The sequence below is a fragment of the Acetobacter orleanensis genome (assembly GCF_001581005.1).
Classification (GTDB): domain Bacteria; phylum Pseudomonadota; class Alphaproteobacteria; order Acetobacterales; family Acetobacteraceae; genus Acetobacter; species Acetobacter orleanensis.
In genome coordinates this window covers 203,366-221,642 of record NZ_LHZV01000067.1, presented here as the reverse complement: position 1 = coordinate 221,642, position 18,277 = coordinate 203,366, and the positions used below count along the sequence as shown (strand labels likewise).

Annotated in this window: 15 protein-coding genes; 6 read left to right on the top strand and 9 right to left on the bottom strand. The window is 57.1% G+C overall.

Going from position 1 to position 18,277, the window contains the following annotated elements; all coding sequences use genetic code 11:
* Nucleotides 1–64 precede the first annotated feature (64 nt).
* From rpoD to AD949_RS12850, 6 genes are all read left to right on the top strand, one after another.
* The gene (rpoD, locus tag AD949_RS12875) at nucleotides 65–2,047 is read left to right on the top strand and encodes an RNA polymerase sigma factor RpoD (RefSeq protein WP_048834646.1); all 1,983 of its coding nucleotides are present in this window, start codon (nucleotides 65–67) and stop codon (nucleotides 2,045–2,047) included.
* On the top strand, nucleotides 2,037–2,621 hold the full coding sequence (locus AD949_RS12870) for a GNAT family N-acetyltransferase (protein ID WP_048834647.1): 585 nt from the start codon (nucleotides 2,037–2,039) through the stop codon (nucleotides 2,619–2,621). The genes rpoD and AD949_RS12870 overlap by 11 nt, the downstream gene beginning before the upstream one ends.
* 156 nt (nucleotides 2,622–2,777) lie before the next feature.
* Entirely contained in the window at nucleotides 2,778–3,254 is a 477-nt protein-coding gene (rpsF, locus tag AD949_RS12865; RefSeq protein ID WP_048834648.1) for a 30S ribosomal protein S6, read from the top strand.
* Between the two features lie 5 nt (nucleotides 3,255–3,259).
* On the top strand, nucleotides 3,260–3,535 hold the full coding sequence (gene rpsR / locus AD949_RS12860; RefSeq protein ID WP_048834649.1) for a 30S ribosomal protein S18: 276 nt from the start codon (nucleotides 3,260–3,262) through the stop codon (nucleotides 3,533–3,535).
* Nucleotides 3,536–3,545: 10 nt separating this feature from the next.
* Nucleotides 3,546–4,145, top strand: coding sequence for a 50S ribosomal protein L9 (gene rplI / locus AD949_RS12855; RefSeq protein WP_048834650.1), 600 nt, complete (start codon nucleotides 3,546–3,548; stop codon nucleotides 4,143–4,145).
* Nucleotides 4,146–4,268: 123 nt separating this feature from the next.
* A complete protein-coding gene (locus tag AD949_RS12850; protein ID WP_048834651.1) occupies nucleotides 4,269–5,486 on the top strand; it encodes an SAM-dependent methyltransferase in 1,218 nt (405 codons plus the stop codon).
* A gap of 80 nt (nucleotides 5,487–5,566) precedes the next feature.
* Here AD949_RS12850 and AD949_RS12845 read toward each other — a convergent pair whose 3' ends face one another.
* From AD949_RS12845 to cysG, 9 genes are all read right to left on the bottom strand, one after another.
* A complete protein-coding gene (locus AD949_RS12845; RefSeq protein WP_158319944.1) occupies nucleotides 5,567–6,445 on the bottom strand; it encodes a prohibitin family protein in 879 nt (292 codons plus the stop codon).
* 125 nt (nucleotides 6,446–6,570) lie between these two features.
* Complete coding sequence (gene rsmA / locus AD949_RS12840) at nucleotides 6,571–7,431, bottom strand: 16S rRNA (adenine(1518)-N(6)/adenine(1519)-N(6))-dimethyltransferase RsmA (RefSeq protein ID WP_048834653.1); 861 nt, start codon at nucleotides 7,429–7,431, stop codon at nucleotides 6,571–6,573.
* Nucleotides 7,428–8,777 carry a peptidylprolyl isomerase gene (locus AD949_RS12835; RefSeq protein ID WP_048834722.1) on the bottom strand — a complete coding sequence of 450 codons (1,350 nt, stop codon included), beginning with the start codon at nucleotides 8,775–8,777 and terminating at the stop codon, nucleotides 7,428–7,430. Before AD949_RS12835 ends, rsmA begins: the two co-directional genes overlap by 4 nt.
* An 80-nt stretch (nucleotides 8,778–8,857) precedes the next feature.
* A complete protein-coding gene (locus tag AD949_RS12830) occupies nucleotides 8,858–11,185 on the bottom strand; it encodes an LPS-assembly protein LptD (RefSeq protein WP_174766743.1) in 2,328 nt (775 codons plus the stop codon).
* 6 nt (nucleotides 11,186–11,191) lie between these two features.
* Entirely contained in the window at nucleotides 11,192–12,304 is a 1,113-nt protein-coding gene (gene lptG, locus AD949_RS12825; RefSeq protein ID WP_048834654.1) for an LPS export ABC transporter permease LptG, read from the bottom strand.
* 17 nt (nucleotides 12,305–12,321) lie between these two features.
* On the bottom strand, nucleotides 12,322–13,467 hold the full coding sequence (gene lptF, locus AD949_RS12820) for an LPS export ABC transporter permease LptF (RefSeq protein ID WP_048834655.1): 1,146 nt from the start codon (nucleotides 13,465–13,467) through the stop codon (nucleotides 12,322–12,324).
* A 176-nt stretch (nucleotides 13,468–13,643) separates the two neighbouring features.
* Nucleotides 13,644–14,471 carry an aldo/keto reductase gene (locus AD949_RS12815; protein ID WP_048834724.1) on the bottom strand — a complete coding sequence of 276 codons (828 nt, stop codon included), beginning with the start codon at nucleotides 14,469–14,471 and terminating at the stop codon, nucleotides 13,644–13,646.
* A gap of 140 nt (nucleotides 14,472–14,611) precedes the next feature.
* Entirely contained in the window at nucleotides 14,612–16,282 is a 1,671-nt protein-coding gene (locus tag AD949_RS12810; RefSeq protein WP_048834656.1) for a porin family protein, read from the bottom strand.
* A 440-nt stretch (nucleotides 16,283–16,722) separates the two neighbouring features.
* On the bottom strand, nucleotides 16,723–18,123 hold the full coding sequence (cysG, locus tag AD949_RS12805) for a siroheme synthase CysG (protein WP_048834725.1): 1,401 nt from the start codon (nucleotides 18,121–18,123) through the stop codon (nucleotides 16,723–16,725).
* Between the last annotated feature and the right edge of the window lie 154 nt (nucleotides 18,124–18,277).

Here is an 18,277-nt window from a genome sequence, read left to right as displayed (position 1 = left end):
ATTTGTGTTGAGCTGGTCGTTCTGCATCTTGTCAGAATGCAGGCGGGGGAGGAGCAGGTCAGGCATGGCGACAAAGACAGCATCGGGTAACGGAGCGCACTCAGCGGAACAGGATGGTGACACCACCACTCTGGATACGCAGTCTACAGCGGTCAAAAAACTGGTCGCGAAGGGGCGTGAGCGCGGATACATCACGTTTGACGAGCTGAATGCCGTGCTGCCTCAGGACAAGATGTCCTCCGAGCAGATTGAGGACATCATGGCGATGCTGTCCGAAATGGGGATTCAGGTTGTCGAGAACGAAGAGAACGACGACTCCGAAACCCAGAAAGCAGACAAGGCTGAGGACGAAGAGGCCGAGGACGAGGTCGAAGAGTCTGAAACCGAGACTGTATCTGGAAATGTGAACGCAGAAAATCTCGGCCGCACGGATGACCCCGTGCGTATGTATCTGCGCGAAATGGGCACGGTGGAACTGCTCTCCCGTGAGGGCGAGATTGCCATTGCCAAGCGCATTGAGGCTGGCCGAGATGAAATGATCGGCGGCTTGTGTGAAAGCCCGCTGACCTTCCGCGCTATCATCTCTTGGCACGAGAAGATCCGCACCAATGAAATGCTGCTGCGTGACATTGTGGATCTGGAAGCCATGCAGGCTGCCACGAACCCGATGGGGGTGGATGGCACTGGTGATGCGTTTGAAAATGCCGAAGGCGAGGGTGAAGACGCCGACGAACCGGAAAACGAAGCCGAGGGAGAGGTTGAGGGAGAGGGCAGCGGTCTGTCTCTCTCCGCGCTGGAAGAAAAGCTGAAACCGGAAATTCTCGCGCATTTTGAAGAAATTGAGCCGCTATACGAAAAGCTGCGCAAGCTTCAGGTCAAGCGCATTGATGTGCTGACCACTGGTGAGGAAGTGCTTGATAAGTCCGAGCAGGTTTATGCTGCTCTGCGTGACGAACTGGTGGGCAAGGTTGAGCAGGTGCATCTGCACAATAACCGGATTGAAGATCTGGTTATCCAGCTCAAGGAATTGTTCCGCACGCTGAACGTGCTGGAAGGCCGGATGCTACGTCTGGCGGAAAGCTGCCGCGTCTCACGCGAAGATTTTCTGATTAAATATCGTGGGCGTGAGCTGGACCCGGCATGGATGGAAATGGTTTCCGCTCTGCCGGGGAAATCTTGGAAGAACTTTGTCGCCAAACATTCGGACGCTGTGATCGCCCTGCGTAATCAGGTGGCGGAACTGGCGCAGGATACGGGGCTGCCGATCGGTGAGTTCCGCCGCGTTTACGCCACCGTGGCACGTGGTGAGCGGGATTCCGCGCGCGCCAAGAAGGAAATGATCGAGGCCAATCTGCGTCTGGTGATTTCCATTGCCAAGAAATATACCAACCGTGGTCTGCAATTCCTTGACCTGATTCAGGAAGGCAATATCGGCCTGATGAAGGCCGTGGATAAATTTGAATATCGCCGTGGCTACAAATTCTCCACCTATGCGACATGGTGGATCCGGCAGGCCATTACCCGCTCCATTGCGGATCAGGCACGGACCATCCGTATCCCGGTCCACATGATTGAAACCATCAACAAGCTGGTGCGCACGTCGCGCCAGATGTTGCATGAAATTGGGCGGGAACCGGCACCGGAAGAACTGGCTGAAAAGCTGGGTATGCCGCTGGAAAAAGTACGCAAAGTGCTCAAAATCGCCAAAGAGCCGATTTCTCTGGAAACCCCGATCGGGGATGAGGAAGACAGCCATCTGGGTGACTTCATTGAGGATAAGACGGCCATCATTCCGCTGGATGCCGCTATTCAGACCAACCTGCGTGAAGCCACGACCCGCGTTCTGGCCTCGCTCACCCCGCGTGAAGAGCGCGTACTGCGGATGCGCTTTGGTATTGGCATGAATACGGACCACACGCTGGAAGAAGTTGGCCAGCAGTTTAACGTGACCCGTGAACGTATCCGTCAGATTGAAGCCAAGGCTCTGCGCAAGCTCAAGCACCCCAGCCGCAGCCGCAAGCTTCGGTCCTTTCTGGATGATAACTGAGGTTCGCATCCGGGAGGCTGAGCCTGCCACACGCATGAAGGTGGATGTCACCTTCATGCGCATGCTCCGGGCTCCGCAGGGTAAGCCACTTACCCTGCCGGAAGGCTGGTCCATTGAGACCAATGTGCGGCCCGATGTGCCCACATACCGCATGTTGCAGGACAGGGTGGGGCGGCCTTATTGCTGGTGGATGCGTCAGGCTAAGTCTGACCGCGCCTTGGCTAATTTTCTGGAAAATGCACCCGCCAGTATTGCCCTGCTGAAGCAGGGTGAGGCTGTTCGCGGGTTTTATGAACTCGACCTCGCCAACCCGCAGGATATCAATTTGTCCTATTTCGGGCTGTTCCCGGATACTGTGGGGCATGGGGTAGGGCGCGCCTTTCTGGATAACGCTCTGCGGCACGCATGGTCCTTTGGGCCGCTGTGTGTGCGGGTGAATACCTGCACGGCGGATCACCCACGTGCTTTACCGCTTTATAAGCAGATGGGCTTTGAGCCTGTCAGCACGGTGGAAGAGGTGTGGGACGTACCGGACAGGCTTGGTCTGACGATTCCTGAGAGATTTCTGGCCTGACCCCTTGCCTTCGGGCTGAAAATGTGGTTGACACGCCATCTTCCCTGCCGGGTGCGCGGCATCGCTCCGGCTATACCCATTGCTCTGCCTGTGCAGGGCGCTGTTTGCCGGAACGGTCTGGCGCAGTCGGGTTGATACGATCCGAAGGGAGTACCCATGCCACTTTACGAGACCGTGCTTATTGCACGTAATGATATTTCCCAGCAGCAGGTTGATGCCATCATTGATGGTGTGATTGCTCAGGTCGAAGCTGATGGCGGTTCCGTCAAAAAGCGCGAATACTGGGGTCTGCGCACGCTCGCTTACCGTATCAAGAAAAACCGCAAGGGCCATTACGTCCTTCTGGGTCTTGAAATGAAAGCCGAGATGCTCAAGGAAATCGAGCGTCAGCTCTCCATCAATGAAGACGTTCTGCGCCTGCTGGCGCTGCGCGTTGAAGAAATTGATGAAGCACCGTCCCCCGTTCTGTCCCGCAAGGGTGATGACCGTGGCGAACGCGGTGGTTTCCGTGGCCCGAAGCCGGCCGGACGCTTTGAAAGCGGCCGTGGCGGCCGTCGTTCTTCCGAAGATCGTGAAGAATATCGCGCCCGTGATGAAAAGCCGGCTGAATTTGCCGACAGCGAAGCGGAGTGAGCAGCATGTCTGAAGCGACCGAAATCAATCCCGCCGCACGCCGCCCCGCAGTTGGTGCTCGTCGTCCGTTCTACCGTCGTCGTAAATCCTGCCCGTTCTCCGGCCCGAATGCGCCGAAGATCGACTATAAGGATGTACGTCTGCTGAGCCGTTTCCTGTCCGAACGGGGCAAGATCGTGCCGAGCCGTATTACGGCGGTTTCCGCAAAGAAGCAGCGTGAGCTGGCGCAGGCTATCAAGCGCGCCCGCTTCCTTGCTCTGCTTCCCTACGTGATGAGCTGAGAGGGCGATCATGGCTGCTACAGAAGTAATTCTGCTTCAGCGCGTTGAACATCTGGGTCAGATGGGCGATGTGGTGAAGGTTCGTCCGGGTTATGCCCGTAACTTCCTGCTGCCGCAGGGCAAGGCTATTCGTGCAAACGAAGCCAACCGTTCACGGTTTGACCGTGAACGCGCCCAGCTTGAGGCACAGAACATCAAACGTCGTGAAGAAGCCGAGCGTCTCTCCGAGCGCATGGACGGTCTGGCTGTTGTGCTGATCCGTCAGGCTGGTGACAGCGGCAGCCTCTATGGCTCCGTGTCCACCCGGGACGTTGCTCAGATCGTGACAGAAGCTGGTTTCACCATCTCCCGTCAGCAGGTCTTCCTCGCTCATCCGATCAAGTCTCTTGGTCTGTATGAAGTCAAGGTTGCTCTGCATCCGGAAGTTGTGGTGCCGGTTATCGTCAACGTCGCCCGTTCTGCTGAAGAAGCTGAGCGTCAGGCACGCGGTGAAGCCGTGAGCATTGAAGCAGAAGCAGAAATGGCTGGGGATGACGCCGTGATTGAAGGCGAAATTGTCGCCGACGATGCGGAAGCACCGGCAGCGGAAGAAAACAAAACCGACGCATAATCGTCGTCTTTTTTTCTCCATGCTTTAAAAAGGGTCCGGAAAATATTTCCGGGCCCTTTTTTTGTGTTTTATTATTTTGTGCTTTATTATCAGGTGTTTTCATGGCCATGACGGAGTAAGTGCATGAACCGCATTCTGGACCAGATATTACGGCACTTTATTTCTTCGGGCCGATTGCATGTTGCTTGGCCCGACGGAAGCCTGACGCACTACAGCGGCAGTAAGCCGGGGCCGGAAGCGGGTATGAAGCTGCTGGATAATGCCAGCGCACGGGCTCTGGCAATGAATCCCGGCCTTGGCTTTGGGGAAGGCTACATGAACGGCGGTATCCAGCCAATGGACTGCACGCTGTATCAGTTGCTGGACCTGCTGATGCTTAATGCCATGTCTCCCGGCCATTTGCCGGAACAGATTGCCAGCACGGTCCGTTATGTCTGCCGGAACTGGATTCAGTTCAATCCCGTCAAGCGGTCCCGCCAGAATGTCGCGCATCACTATGATCTGGACAGCCGTTTGTATGACCTGTTTCTGGACAAGGACCGGCAATATTCCTGCGCGTATTTCCGCCGAGGGGATGAAACACTGGATGAGGCGCAGGAAGCCAAGAAAAAGCATATTGCCGCCAAGCTTTTGCTGACTAAACCGGGGCTGGAAGTGCTGGATATTGGCTGCGGCTGGGGCGGCATGGCCCTCACGCTGGCGCGGGATTACGGGGCTATTGTGACCGGCATTACGCTTTCAGAAGAGCAACTGACTATTGCCCGCCGCCGTGCGCAGGAAGAAGGGCTTGAAGGACGTGTGCGCTTTGAAATGCTGGATTACCGGAATCTGACGCGGAAATTTGACCGAATTGTTTCCGTCGGCATGTTCGAGCATGTGGGTGTGCATCATTATCATCAGTTTTTTGAGGTGCTTAAAAATAGCCTGACGGATGACGGGGTTGCCCTGCTGCATTCCATTGGCCGTAATGATGGTCCCGGCACCACTAATCCATGGATTAACAAATACATCTTCCCCGGTGGTTACTCACCGTCCCTGAGTGAAACATTTGCCGCCGTGGAGCGGTCTGGCCTGTGGGTGACAGATTGTGAAATCCTGCGCCTGCATTACGCGAAAACCATTGCGCTCTGGCGGGAGCGGTTTGCCGCCAACCGTGCCAAGGCCGTGGCACTGTATGATGAACGGTTTGCGCGCATGTTCGAGTTCTATCTGGATGCCGCGGAGCTTTCGTTCCGTGTACAGGGGCACATGAACTTCCAGATGCAGATGACCCGCTCGATTGATGCTGTGCCGCTCACGCGGGATTATATGGCGGAAGCGGAAGGTCCGGCGTCTAACTGATAAAAAAAGCCCTGCCGGGTGAGTTCCCGGCAGGGCTTGGTGTTGATGGTTCGGCTGTTTCAGAGCGTAACCATATTGATCTATTTTTCCTGTAGCATCGCATTGCCGATGAACGGCAGAGGCGCGCCCGCACTGAGATAGACGGGCATTGTCCCATTCCACCGATCGAGCGCTTTTTGCTGAAGAAGTGTTGAGGTCAGCGATTGTGAAACAACACTATTCGCCTTTGCCTGCGCCTGCGATGTCACCAGAAGCGCCTGAGCCTGCCCCTGAGCGGTTGCAATGGCGGCGTCGGCCTGTGCTCTGGCCTGCACAACCTGCTGTTGTGCCGAAATCTGGGTTTGCTGGAGAGTATATTGCGCCTGCAAAGCCTGTTGCTGCGCGACCTGTTTGGCTTCAATAGCTTGAGAATAGGCGTGAGAAAACGCGAAGTTCGCGGTGTTTACGGCTTCAATATTCAGGTGATAGGGCAAGAGGGATTTGATGATCAGATCTTTGATCTGCTCATCTACGATATCTCTTTTTGTAATGAGTTCCTCGGCATTGTAATTGGCCGTAATGGCTTTGACGTCATTCGAGACGGTTGGCCCGATAATGCGGTGCCCAAGCGTTTCGAGAGTGCGGAAATCCCGGTAGAACCCCGGAGCATCCGCTGGCGCGATATGGAACGTGACAGAAACGGTTGTGTGGACATCCTGTAGGTCGTGCGTTGCAGCCCGTTCTTCCGACGCCATGGTCTGGGGTTGGGTCGAAACAGGTATAATCCGTTGATAAACCGGCATGGCAAAATGCAGGCCGGGCTCAAGCGCTACGGGCTGTACGGAGCCAAAATTGAGGCGGATGCCACAATATCCTGAGGCAATCTGGTAAAATGGGTTGATAAACAACAGGGTGATCAAGCCAATGACCACGATCCCGGCCCATTTGATACTGACCGTTGGAAGGAATGGGATTTTCACAAAACACTCCATAATAATCTGAGCGATAATACCCTGATTAATTGCAGAATGGTTCTGATTTTGGAATGGAGAGTTATCTTGTCATAAAGTGCCCGACCCGGCTCACAGGTCGGGGCGAGAGCAGGTCAGGCCTTAGCGTTTGATTTCTGGCCTTCGGCGGACACAGCCAGATGAGCACGGGCGAGGTTGTCAAACTCTGCAATCGTCAGCGTTTCAGCGCGCCGTGTGCCGTCAATGCCCGTTTCGGCTAGAAGCCGTTCGCCGTGCAGGCCTTTCAGGGAGCCACGGAGCATTTTTCGGCGTTGCCCAAAGGCCGCGGCCGTAACCCGTTCCATGGCTTTGAACAGGGCAGGGGTTGGCTGGTCAGCGTGCGGGGTTATGCTGACAACAGCAGACCAGACTGCGGGCGGGGGAGAAAAGGCCCCCGGCGGCAATTTCATCACAATGGCACATTGCGCGCACCATTGTGCCAGAACACCCAGCCGCCCGTAATGGGAGGAGTCCGGCTGCGCGCAGATTCGCTCGACAACCTCAAGCTGGAACATCAGCGTCAGGCGTTCCCACGCATTGCCCTGACGCAACCAACCCACCAGCAGAGGGGTCGCAACATTATAGGGCAGGTTGGCAACAATATGCCGCGGCGCAGGGCACAGGGTTGTCAGGTCCTGCTTGAGCGCGTCCGCTTCCACCAGTTTCAGACGATCCGGATAAAAAGCCATGAGTTCCCGGATAATCTCTGCGGCGCGCGGGTCCACTTCCACAGCGGTAACGGAGGCTGCCTTCGTGCTGAGAAGTGAGCGCGTCAGACCACCGGGGCCGGGACCCACTTCCACCACATGCCGCCCGTCCAGCGTGCCTGCCAAGGCGGCAATGCGGCCGGTAATATCCGGGTCCAGCAGGAAGTGCTGACCAAGCGCCTTACGAGCATCCAGCCCGTGGCGGCTGATAACGTCTTTTAAGCTTTCAAGGCCGACAGGAGAGGTCATACGCCCTTCAGCTTGATACGCATGTCGATCATGGCTTTGCGGTGCAGGTCACTATCCAACTGGCGGGCGGTCTGTTCCACACGCTCGTTCATCAACTGGTCCGCAATTTCGCTGGGGGAGCGGTCAGCAAAGTTCTTTTCTTTTTTGGAGCAGACCATGATCAGGTCTATCCCATCCGTTGAAACCAGCGGGCGGGAGACTTTGTTGAGCGGCAGGCCCTCCAGCAGGGAGCGCATCTGCGGATTCATGCGTTCCAACTGCAATTCACCGGGGTCAGAAGGGCGCTTTTCCCCGTTCTGCTGGTTAATGGCCGCAACAGCCTCACAGGAATTGACAGTCTGCGCGATTTTGACAGCTTTTTGCAGGGTCTGCTGCTGCTGGGGCGTGACATGTTCCGGGTTAAGGGGGGCATCAAACGGCAGGAAAGCCTGACGAATGGTAATGACATGCCCCGGCTGATGGCCGATAACCCGCTTGCCATTGACCGTAATAATCACAAAACCACCGGGCACCTTGATGGGATTGGAAATAGCGCCCGCACCAACAGGCATCTGTTTAACCATGCTGATCACAGCCGGGTCCAACTCATCTTCCTGCACCCAGCCCATGGAACCCCCATCCAGCGCGGTTTGGCTCTGGGAGAACTGGGCCGCGACAATGGGGAAGGGCGCGCCCTTGCGCAGTTCCTGAATAATCGTGTTGGTAAAGGAGAGCTCATCTTCCGAGTGGCGGGGGTCTTCCACTTTCACGAAAATTTCGCTCAGATTATATTCTGTCCGGCCATCCTGCCGTTTCAACGCATCTTCACGCTGGGCAATTTCCTTGGCGGAAACGCGGCCACGCGCACCCAATTCCTGCCGCAGCACTTGCACCCAGCCAATCTGGACACGGATCTGGTCGATCAGTGTTGTCAGCGAGACACCGTCCTGCGCCAGCCGATCACGCAGGGCGTTTTGCGGCATACCGTTGCGACGCTCAATGCCAGCAATGGCGGCGGCAATCTGTTCTGGCGGCGTGTTGATATGGCGGGAGAGGATTTCCTGTGTGCGCAGGCGTTCATCAATCAACTGCCGGATAATCTGCGGGCGCAGACGGTCCATCAGTTCACCGCTCACAGGCAGACCTGTTGAGAGAGCAAACAGCTTGCCACGATTTTCGACATCCCGCGTCGTCAGCGGAATGCTGTTGACGACGGCAATAATCGTGTCATCCGGACGAGGCTTTTTGTCTGCGGCAGAGGCAGCGGTTGTGGCGTCACGGTGTCCACTATGAGGGGCCGCGTGAGCAACAGGGCCCAGTGTCAGAGCCGTGAGGGAGCAGGCCAGAGTAAGAGAGCGCAGACGCATGCAGGTCAGTCTTTCAGCTTTCCGCCGGAGAACAGGAACAAGAATGAATACCGGAGATGACTGGTTTTTCAAAGCCGCGATCATTTGAGACCAAACGCTCCCAGCGTTTTGAAGCTGACAGTGAACAGATAGGTCGAGTTACGCTGCTGGCCACCAATGGAGGTGTATTGTTTGAGATACATGAAATCAAGGCCGAAGCAGTCATTGCTATACCCGATATCTCCACCCAGAGAGACAAACTCCTTGCGCGCCAGACTGCGGCGGGCAAAACCGGACAGGTGCCAGTTGGCCCAGTCGGTCGAGAAACCGCCGCTCAGCTCGCTCGTGCGCGCATAGTAAAGCTGTGTGGGGCCGGAGGAACGATAATCGGTAGCGTAATAATAGTAAGGCGTAACCGGTTCATAAATATAGCCGCCGCGAATGCGGAAATGCGGCACCCCGGCACTGAACAGCGCATCCCCGAAGTCAAATTTTGACGTGTAGGGGTTCAGGCGCATACGGGCTGTGAAGTCAAAATACTGGTTGGGCGCAACGCGCGCGCGGGCGACGATATCCGACACATGATGATCCAGCCCCGAATAGGGAATGCGGTCATGCGTGATATGTTCCTGAAAGCTGCTGCCTGCCAGCAGGTCGACTTCATGCCCGTCCCATGTCCAGTTGGCATGAACTCCCACGTTGGCGCGCAGGCCGCCATCTAACCTGTCCGTGCCCTGATAGCGGTTAAGTGAGAACAGGGTTGAGTCCGTGAACTCGTAAGCCAAACTGTCTTCGTTCGGGATGTTGTCGTTTATGCCAGCCCCGGAATTGGGAGCGTAAATGGCCTGAACGATGGGCTCGAGAATCTGCGTACCATGACCATGCTCAAACGTGCGGATGAACGGCCAGTTGGTTTTGAGCGCGATGGTCGGCAGAACCTGTCCGCTGACAGCGGTGATGCCGGTTTTATAGAAATTGGGCTGCTGGTAGAGCTTGCGCGCCCGATAGACCATGGAATCCAGATGCAGGGTCAGCAGGAATTTCTGGCCCAGACGGTTGGTGAACGGGCGGTCCCAGTTCAGTGCAAGCTGGCCGCGCATGTCGGACGTACCGTTTTGACGCCGCACGTTGAAGTCGGTGGTGGAAACACCAAATCGACCACCCCATGCGTCAGGCTGGCCGAGGAAGCTGTAGGTATAGCGCGGCAGCACAAACGGCAGGTCCGAGTTGCGGATAACACCTTGGTTCAGGCCCTGATAATATTGGGCATCGATTCGGCTATAAGCGCCTGTTCCAAAGCCTTCCAGATAGGCGTTGGAGTTCAGGGTGTCCGAGCCGTAGCCCTGCACACGGTAGTCGCGCATGTAGTCTGCGGATGTTGCCAGATTGACGTTGGCCCCAGCACGCCAGTGCTTGTTGATGGAGAACTGGCCATTGGCAAAAATATAGCCCTGCATGCCATGGCCGTTGCCTCGTCCAACCGGCTCCCCAAAGTTGTTGGTGTAGCTGTCGGAGCGGTGGGTATCATAGGCAATCCCCCCCTGCACATTCAGCATGCCGAAGTTGAAGAGCTTTCTGTACTGCGCGCTAAGCTGTGGCCCGGTCTTGGACGAGAATAGTGCCTGCACAGTGACGTCCGAACTATCGTCCAGCACCCAGTAATAGGGGATAGTCACATAGGTGCCCAGATAGCGGTCATGCGGGGTGATGCCGGGCATGAGAAAGCCGCTATGCCGTTTGGAGGACGGGTCCGTCATGGAAAAATAGGGCAGATAGAGCACCGGGATACCGAGGATATCGATAAATGTATCCCTGAAATCAATCCGCTCATGTTCCAGATCCTGCGTGGCGTCATAAGCGCGGAACTGCCAGAACGGCGCGCGGGTCTTGTCTTTTTGGCAGATTTCGCACGCCGTATAGACCGCACGGCTCATGACGTTCACCTTACCACCCGTGCGGCGCATGCCGTTGGCGGCAAGCTTTGCATTTTCTGGCAGGCGCGCGTGGACATGCAGCATGATGCCGTCTCGCATATTGCCCGTCAGTTCCGCATAATTGGCGTACATGACCGAGCCGTCCGGCTGGATGGTGGCCACGTTGCCACGGGCAGCGACAATGCCGGTATCCCGGTCATAAACAATTTTGTCAGCCCGCAGAACGTGGTCGCCCTGCCAGACCTGCACGTTGCCGGTCCATGTAACGGTGTTGGCGTGGTCATCATAGTCCACGCTGTCGGCTTGAAAGGTTGCCGGTTCATCCGGCGAGGTCTTGCTGCCGGTATTCAGGTGCATGGGCTGAGGCCTGAACTGGGCATGCGCCGCCTTGGGCGGTGCGACCAGAATGCACGCGGTCATGCCGCCCAGCGCCGTAGCGGTGGCAAGCATACCCCGGCGGTGCAGAAGCCGGATGCGGGAAGGCCGAGAGGCCACGGTCAATCAGCCATCCTCCAGATGAAGAAGCAGGGAAATAGCGAGGCAAAGTCCGGCAACCGTAGGTGCCCACGCCGCCAGAACAGGGGGAAGGGCACCGGAGTTACCAAACTGCTCCGCAACTTTTGATACTGTGAAAAGCAGAAATCCCGCCGCAACGCCAGACCCGATCATCTGGGCCACACCGCCGCGCCGTGTAGGACGCATGGAAAAGCCTGCTGCCACCAGTGCCATTGTGCCCGCTAGCATAGGCAGAGCGAGCAGAGACTGGAAGTGAATCCGGTGCCGGATGGAAGAAAATCCAGAGCGATCCAGCAGTGCGATAAAGCTGGGGAGAGCCCAGACCGAGAGCGTTTCAGGCGAGGAAAAACTTTCCTGCACACGCGCGACGGTCAAATCGGTTGGCAGATTCATCTGCCCGATAGGGTGAAGAAGTTCGTTGGGGCGAACAGTCTGGGCGTTTTCCAGCTCCCAGATGTGGTCTCCCAGTATGCCGTCCGGGGATTCGATTCGCATTACGAGCTTGGCGTCACGGTCCAGCCGGAAGACGCTGACATCATGAATGTGGAGAACACCCGCCTTTAACTCCACCCCGCGCGCATGCAGAATAGCGACCCCTTTAGGGTCATACTGGCTATCGGCCTGCCGCAGCCACAGTGAGCCGCTGGACAGGCTGAGCGGGCCGCCGCCAGTGCGTAGATAGCGCTGGTCCAACTCTTCCGCCCGCCGATACATGGAGGAGGAAAGCGGGGAGATAAGTGTGGTGGCAATTCCGCCAATTAGCATGGCGCAGGCCAGCGGACCGGCCAGAAACTGCCATGCGGATATACCCGCGGCACGGGCGACAATCAGTTCCGAGGAACGTGTCAGCCGCCAGAAGCAGATAATCCCGCCGAGCAGGATGCCAAAGGGCAGGATTTCCACAGCAAAATAAGGAACGTGCAGGGCTGCGATTTCCGTCACCACGTTGGTGGAAACGTCAGGCCGGGTCGCAACGCGGCGTAACAGGTCGATAAAATCGAACAGACAGACAATGCCAGTCAGGGACGCAATCATGGCCAGCACGGAAAAAACAAACTGGCGCGCGATGTAGAGTGAGAGCGTAACGGAGACAACCATAAGCGGTGTGTTCTTCCTCAAACCGTGCGGGTGGCGGACCGCTGGCGCAGTTCCGGCACAAACAGGATGGCCGCACACACCAGACCGGGCAACAGGGCCACCAGCGGAATGAGCGGAATAAGCGCCATGTTCCGGCTGGCGAGATTTTGCAGCAGCAGGTTGATGGCCAAGAGCCCCACCACGCTCAGGACTGCGGCCAGCGGGCGCTTGATGTTGCCATGCCGCGAGAACACCCCGCGCAGCACGGCAAACAGGCCGACCATAGCGAAGGAGAAGCAGGTGAGCGGGGAGGTCAGCCTGCGCCAGCCTTCCACCTTGAACTTGCCCGTGTCACGCGGAGCTACTTCCTTGGGGTCCGGGTTCAGCAATTCATGCAGGGACATTTCAGCCGCATCGCGGAAGTGGGCATCTTCCTGATGCGTGGAGGACAGGTCCATGGAATCCTGTTGGAACACCAGCATGTCCAGACGTCCGGTTTTATGGTCAATCACCTGACGCGAGCCGTCATACAGAATAACGCGCGGGGTATCGTTAACAATCATCATGGTGCCGCGATTGGCCAGAATGGTGGCGCGGCTGTTTGGCTGGCGGTCATCTTCCACCACAATGCCGTGCAGGGTGCCGTCATGGCTCCGCTCACGGATATAAACCGTCATCACATCAGACACTTTGGTGAAGACGCCTTCCTGCAACATGAAGGCGGCCATCTTGTTGCGGATCTGAAATTCAAACTGCCGGAAATGATGGTAGGAAACCGGCACAATCCACAGGTTGAGCAGAAAACCGACGATTGTCGCCATCAGGGCGCAACTCAGGCCGGGTCGGGCCAGAGCGATAGGGGAAAGCCCTGCGGCGCGCATAACGGTGAGTTCACGGTCCCCTGCCAGCCGTTGATAAACAAACAGGCTTACGACAAAGGTGGTAATGGGCAGCACGACCGCGACGAATGAGGGAATGAGCAGGCTTGTCAGTTCAATAAAGACCCGTAGCGACAGGCCGCGATCCACCACCAGAGACACAAATCGAAGGGATTGCATCAGCCAGATCAGTGCTGCCAGCCCCCCAGTAGAGGCCAGCAGCGCTATCAGAAGCTGGTGAAACACGTATCGATCCAGTGTGGAGATACGGGCTTTCAGCCGGGATGGAAGTGAACGGACGATCATATCTGTCTTATCTACCCCCTCCCTCTCTCAGAGCAACACCCCTCTGTTCAGAATAATAGGGCGGATGGGGGAGGATGTATCCGGCATAAGGCTTTATGAGGGCAGAAGCTCTCAAGACACGTCAGATTATGCCGCTCCGGCTGGCGGAAAAATGCCAGCCGGACGTATTTTAAAAATTATTCTTCGACATGTGTATCCGGGTCACCGCCTAGACGGTTTCCGGCTTCCAGCTTGGCGATGGCCGAGAGGTCACTCTCATCCAGCGTGAAGTTGAAAATATCAAGGTTGGCGCGCATCCGGTCCGGATTGCTGGATTTGGGGATGGGGATAACGTCGTTCTGGGCAAACCAGCGCAGGGCGATCTGGGCTGGGGTGCGGTTATGCTTTTCCGCCAGTTCCACAAGCACAGGGTTGTCCATCAGGCCTTTGCCCAGCGGGCTCCATCCTTCTGTCAGAATACCGTGCTGCGCGTTGACGCGGCGCATATCGGCCTGCTGGAAATCCGCATGAATTTCAATCTGGTTGACGGCAGGCACGACGCCTGTTTCCTGAATGAGACGGTCTAGATGCGCGGGCTTGAAGTTGGAGACGCCGATGGAGCGGATTTTGCCGTCCTTCTGCGCGGCAATCATCGCCTTCCAGCTTTCAACATACAGGTCTTTGCCCGGCAGCGGCCAGTGGATGAGGTAGAGGTCCACATAGTCCACATTCAGCCGTTGCAGGCTGCCATCCAGCCCCTTCAGGGCTGCATCATACCCCTGATCGGCCCCACGGAGCTTGGTGGTGAGAAAGATGTCTTTTCTTTCAACATCAGACTCTTGTAGCGCATGGCCTACACCGGTTTCGTTGCCGTAACTGGCGGCGGTATCAATCAGGCGATACCCGGTGAGCAGGGCAGCCTGCACGGCAGCTTCAACCTCCTGATCATTCATCGGGTATGTGCCAAACCCCATAGCGGGGATTTTGTGACCGTCATTGAGGGTAAGAAGCGGGGCTGAGGGCATAGTTGCGCAATCCTTGAGGGTTATCAGAAGATTGGATGTGCTCAGTCGGCCATCAGGCAGCACAAAGGCCTGATGGCAAAGCACGGCTCCCTTTTTCAACGCTTCGGGGACGAAAAAGGTTCGAAAAAAACCGTCCTGCGTTAGAACAGAAGGATAACACCGCCAGATGCAGTGTTGTCGCTTTCCTTGTTCGGGCCGTGAGCCGCGGATTCCGTATGGGCATATTCGGCGACAAGGTTCAGCCAGTCGGTCAGGCTGTAGAAGGCCGCCCCTACTTCAGACTGATTGCGGCGGACGAGCAGTGGGCTGTCTTCCCCCGCAGCCTGATAGAGATTACTCACACCATAACTGCCGACCAGCTTGAACTTCTTGGTGAAGTTATACATGGCCTGCACGTAATAGCCTTCCGATGCCCGTTTGCGGCCATTATTGGCAACGCCATCAAAGAACAGGCCGGTGGTGCCAAGACCGCTGCCCCGGTAATAATAGGCAACGCCCTGAAAGCCTTTGTAGGTAATCTTGGTGCCAATTTCCCCAGCTTCCACCATGGCGCTCCGTCGGCTGCTGGCCTCAAGATCAGGACTGGTGAGCGCCTGTTGATGCTGCACGAGGAAGCTGGCCCAGATACGGGCCTGAACGCCGCCGCCAATCGTGAAATCATACGTGCCCTTGCCCTGCACCATGGGGGAGGAATGTTGGGAGGAGGAGGCAGAGAGCGGACGGCCTGACGCATCTCCCCCGGCAAAATTGAACTCATCCAGCGGCTGGAAGACGCCAACCGACCCCTGTAGGCCGTGATAGGTGGGAGAAACGTAGGAAATCTGCGGAATCCAGTCCGCATAGACATAGCCTACGCCGATACGGCCCAGCGAGGTGTTGCCCGGTGCCGCGTTGCTGCCGGTTGAGCCGACACTGAGCAGGGTGGCGTCGTTCAGAATGGCGTCGCTGCCGAAAATGGCGAGGTCTCGGCCAAACTTGAAAGTGCCGACCTCTTTGGTGCCAACGGTCACGTAAACCTGACGCAGATCGATCCCGGCGGTGCCAAGTCCGACTGGGCTACCGCCAGTATTGGCGTTAAACGCGCCGTTTTTGGCGTTGTCCACGCCCGGATACATGCCGAGCACGGCGGACATATCAATGCCAGACTGCGTGGTGCTGAGCTTGAGGATAAAGCCTGCGGGCAGCAGGCCGTTACGTACGGAGGAGGAGTCAAAACCGCTGGAACCCGAGGACACGCCGCCCGCAACCGGGCGACCGCCAGCCGGACTGTTATAGGTGTAAAACCCATTCACAAAGCCGGAGAAATTAATGTCGATCGGCCCGGCTTTGAAGGTCAGCCCCTTGCCGGGAACATATTTGGCAACACGGACAATGCTGTTGCTGTTCAGGGCCTCGTTGGTGGAGCGCATTGCGTCCTGCGCGGAGCGGGCGCTGGCTTCGGCGCGGTCAGCGGCCAGTTCCGCACGGCTGGAGGCCGCGCCCGGATCAAACCGGATTCCGTCTTCATACCCTGAATTAAGCGCATGACCGGCCTGCGCGGCGTGGCGCGCACCGGCAGCACTCGCCGTGCGGACAGGGTGTGCGGTGGCGCGGGAGGCGGGCGCGGCGTGAGACGCGGCAGACGCCGTATGGCTGAGATGCTTGGCCAGAAGCGTATCATGCTCGTGTTTGGTCAGGCTGCCTTTAAGCTGCAGGATGTCCAGCAGGTCACTATAATCGTCAGCCAGAGCAGAGGGGGCAGTCATGAATGGCGTACAGGCAATAGATGTTGCCATAACAGGTAGAAGTAGTGCCCGTTTTTTCGATGCCATAAAAATCCGCTCCCTCACGTCGTTTGCTATCTCTGAGAGATTGGCCTCCCTTCCGTCAACACCCTCTAGTGAGGGCTTTTTTGCGTTCCGAATGGTCTGGAGGGCTTGAAGCCCGAGGATGCAACGCGCGGCCAAAAGGCTCAGACTGTTTGGAGGCCTCGGATTTTTGAGGGGGCTCTCATGCACACCAAGCGGAGAGTATTTTGCTGAAATAGGAGGTTTTTTCTTTGTTATCAGGCCGTTACAATATTTTATTCCAGACCCGGAAAGGAATCTAAGTCGATATAAATGTCGGACAGAGGCACACCTTCACCCGCTTCTGGCGGAGGGGAGCTATACCGGAATAAGGGTTGCCGTGTATGTGCGAATGAAAACCTCCTGATGTTATAACGAAAAACGCTCAGAGAATACTGCTAGAAATCACGAAATTGTTATGTCTCTTATGGTGCGGGCTGCACCCGATGCCGCACAACTTCGCCAATAATAATTAGGGCTGGGCTGGTCACTTTTTCCGCAATAGCCTGTGCGGGCAGGGTAGAAAGCGTGCCGGTTATGACCCGCTGCTGCGGCGTGGTGCCGCGTTCCACGAGGGCCGCTGGCCATTCCGCGGGCAGACCATGGGCGATAAGCTGTGAGCAGAGCTGCGGCAGCATGATCAGGCCCATATAGATCACCACGGTCTGGCTGCGCAGGGCAATGGTTTCCCATGCCAGATCAAGCATCCCATCGGCTTTGGCGTGGCCGGTTATAAACAGACAGGCTTGCGCGCAATCCCGGTGGGTAAGGGGAATCCCGGCATAAGCCGCGCAGCCATTGGCGGCGGAAATACCGGGGATAATACGGAAGGGCACCCCGGCCTGCGTGAGTGTTTCAATCTCCTCCCCGCCACGACCGAAAATGAAGGGATCTCCGCCTTTCAGGCGCAACACACGCTCGCCGGCTTTGGCGCGGCGGACGAGTTCAGCATTGATCCCCTCCTGCGGGAGTGTGTGGCGGCTGCGTTGCTTGCCCACAAAAATCAGCTCGGCATCGCGCCGCACATAATTGAGAATGTCTGGGCCGATCAAACTGTCATACAAAACGGTATCCGCATCCTGCATCAGGCGCAGGGCGGCGAGGGTCAGCAAATTCGGGTCTCCGGGGCCAGCGCCCACCAGCCAGACTTCGCCCTGCCGGGTGTGGCCGTCCAGCAGCGTGTCCAGTTCCCGCTTTGCCGCGTCTGTCTGCCCACTCATGGCGAGAGCACTGCCAGCGCCATCCAAAAATCGTTCCCACACCTGCCTTCTGTCGGATGGGTCTGGCAGGCGTTCCCGGAGTGGTTGGCGGGCATTCTGCATGAATTCCGCCAGCAGATGCAGGCCAGCAGGCAGGATTTCTTCAATTTTGGCGCGCAGGCGGCGGGCAAGCACCGGGGCCGCGCCCCCTGTGGATACGGCGACCTGAACCGCGCCCCGCGTGCTGAGTGCGGGGGTAATAAAGCTGGAATTGCCGGGGTCATCCACCGCGCAGACCGGCACGTTCGCTTGCTGACATAAGGCGGCCAGAGCACGGTTCAGCGTGGTGTCGTTCGTGGCGAGATAGACCAGACGGCAACCGGACAAGCGGCTTTGCATGTTTTCCGCTGAAGCCCGGCAGGGCACATGCGTCAGAACATCGTCTTCTGCTAGACGCTGCAATTCCGGGCACAGAGTTGGGGAGAGAAGTTCAATCCGCGCGCCGGTCGGCACCAGAAGCCGCACCTTGTTGGCGGCAATATTCCCACCGCCAATAACAAGGACACGCGCCCCGTCGAGGCGCAGCATGATGGGAAACCAACTGGTTTTTTCAGAAGACGACTGCATAATATCCTCAGCAAGCAATCTTGTGTGCGGGGCGCAAGGACGGGAACGCGCCGGGCGCACAAAAAAGCTTTTTACTCTTTGTGCCGTTTCATAGCGTGTTGCCATGATAGCGCCGTCTTCCCAAGAGACAGCACACAGAAAAATGGAGCCATGC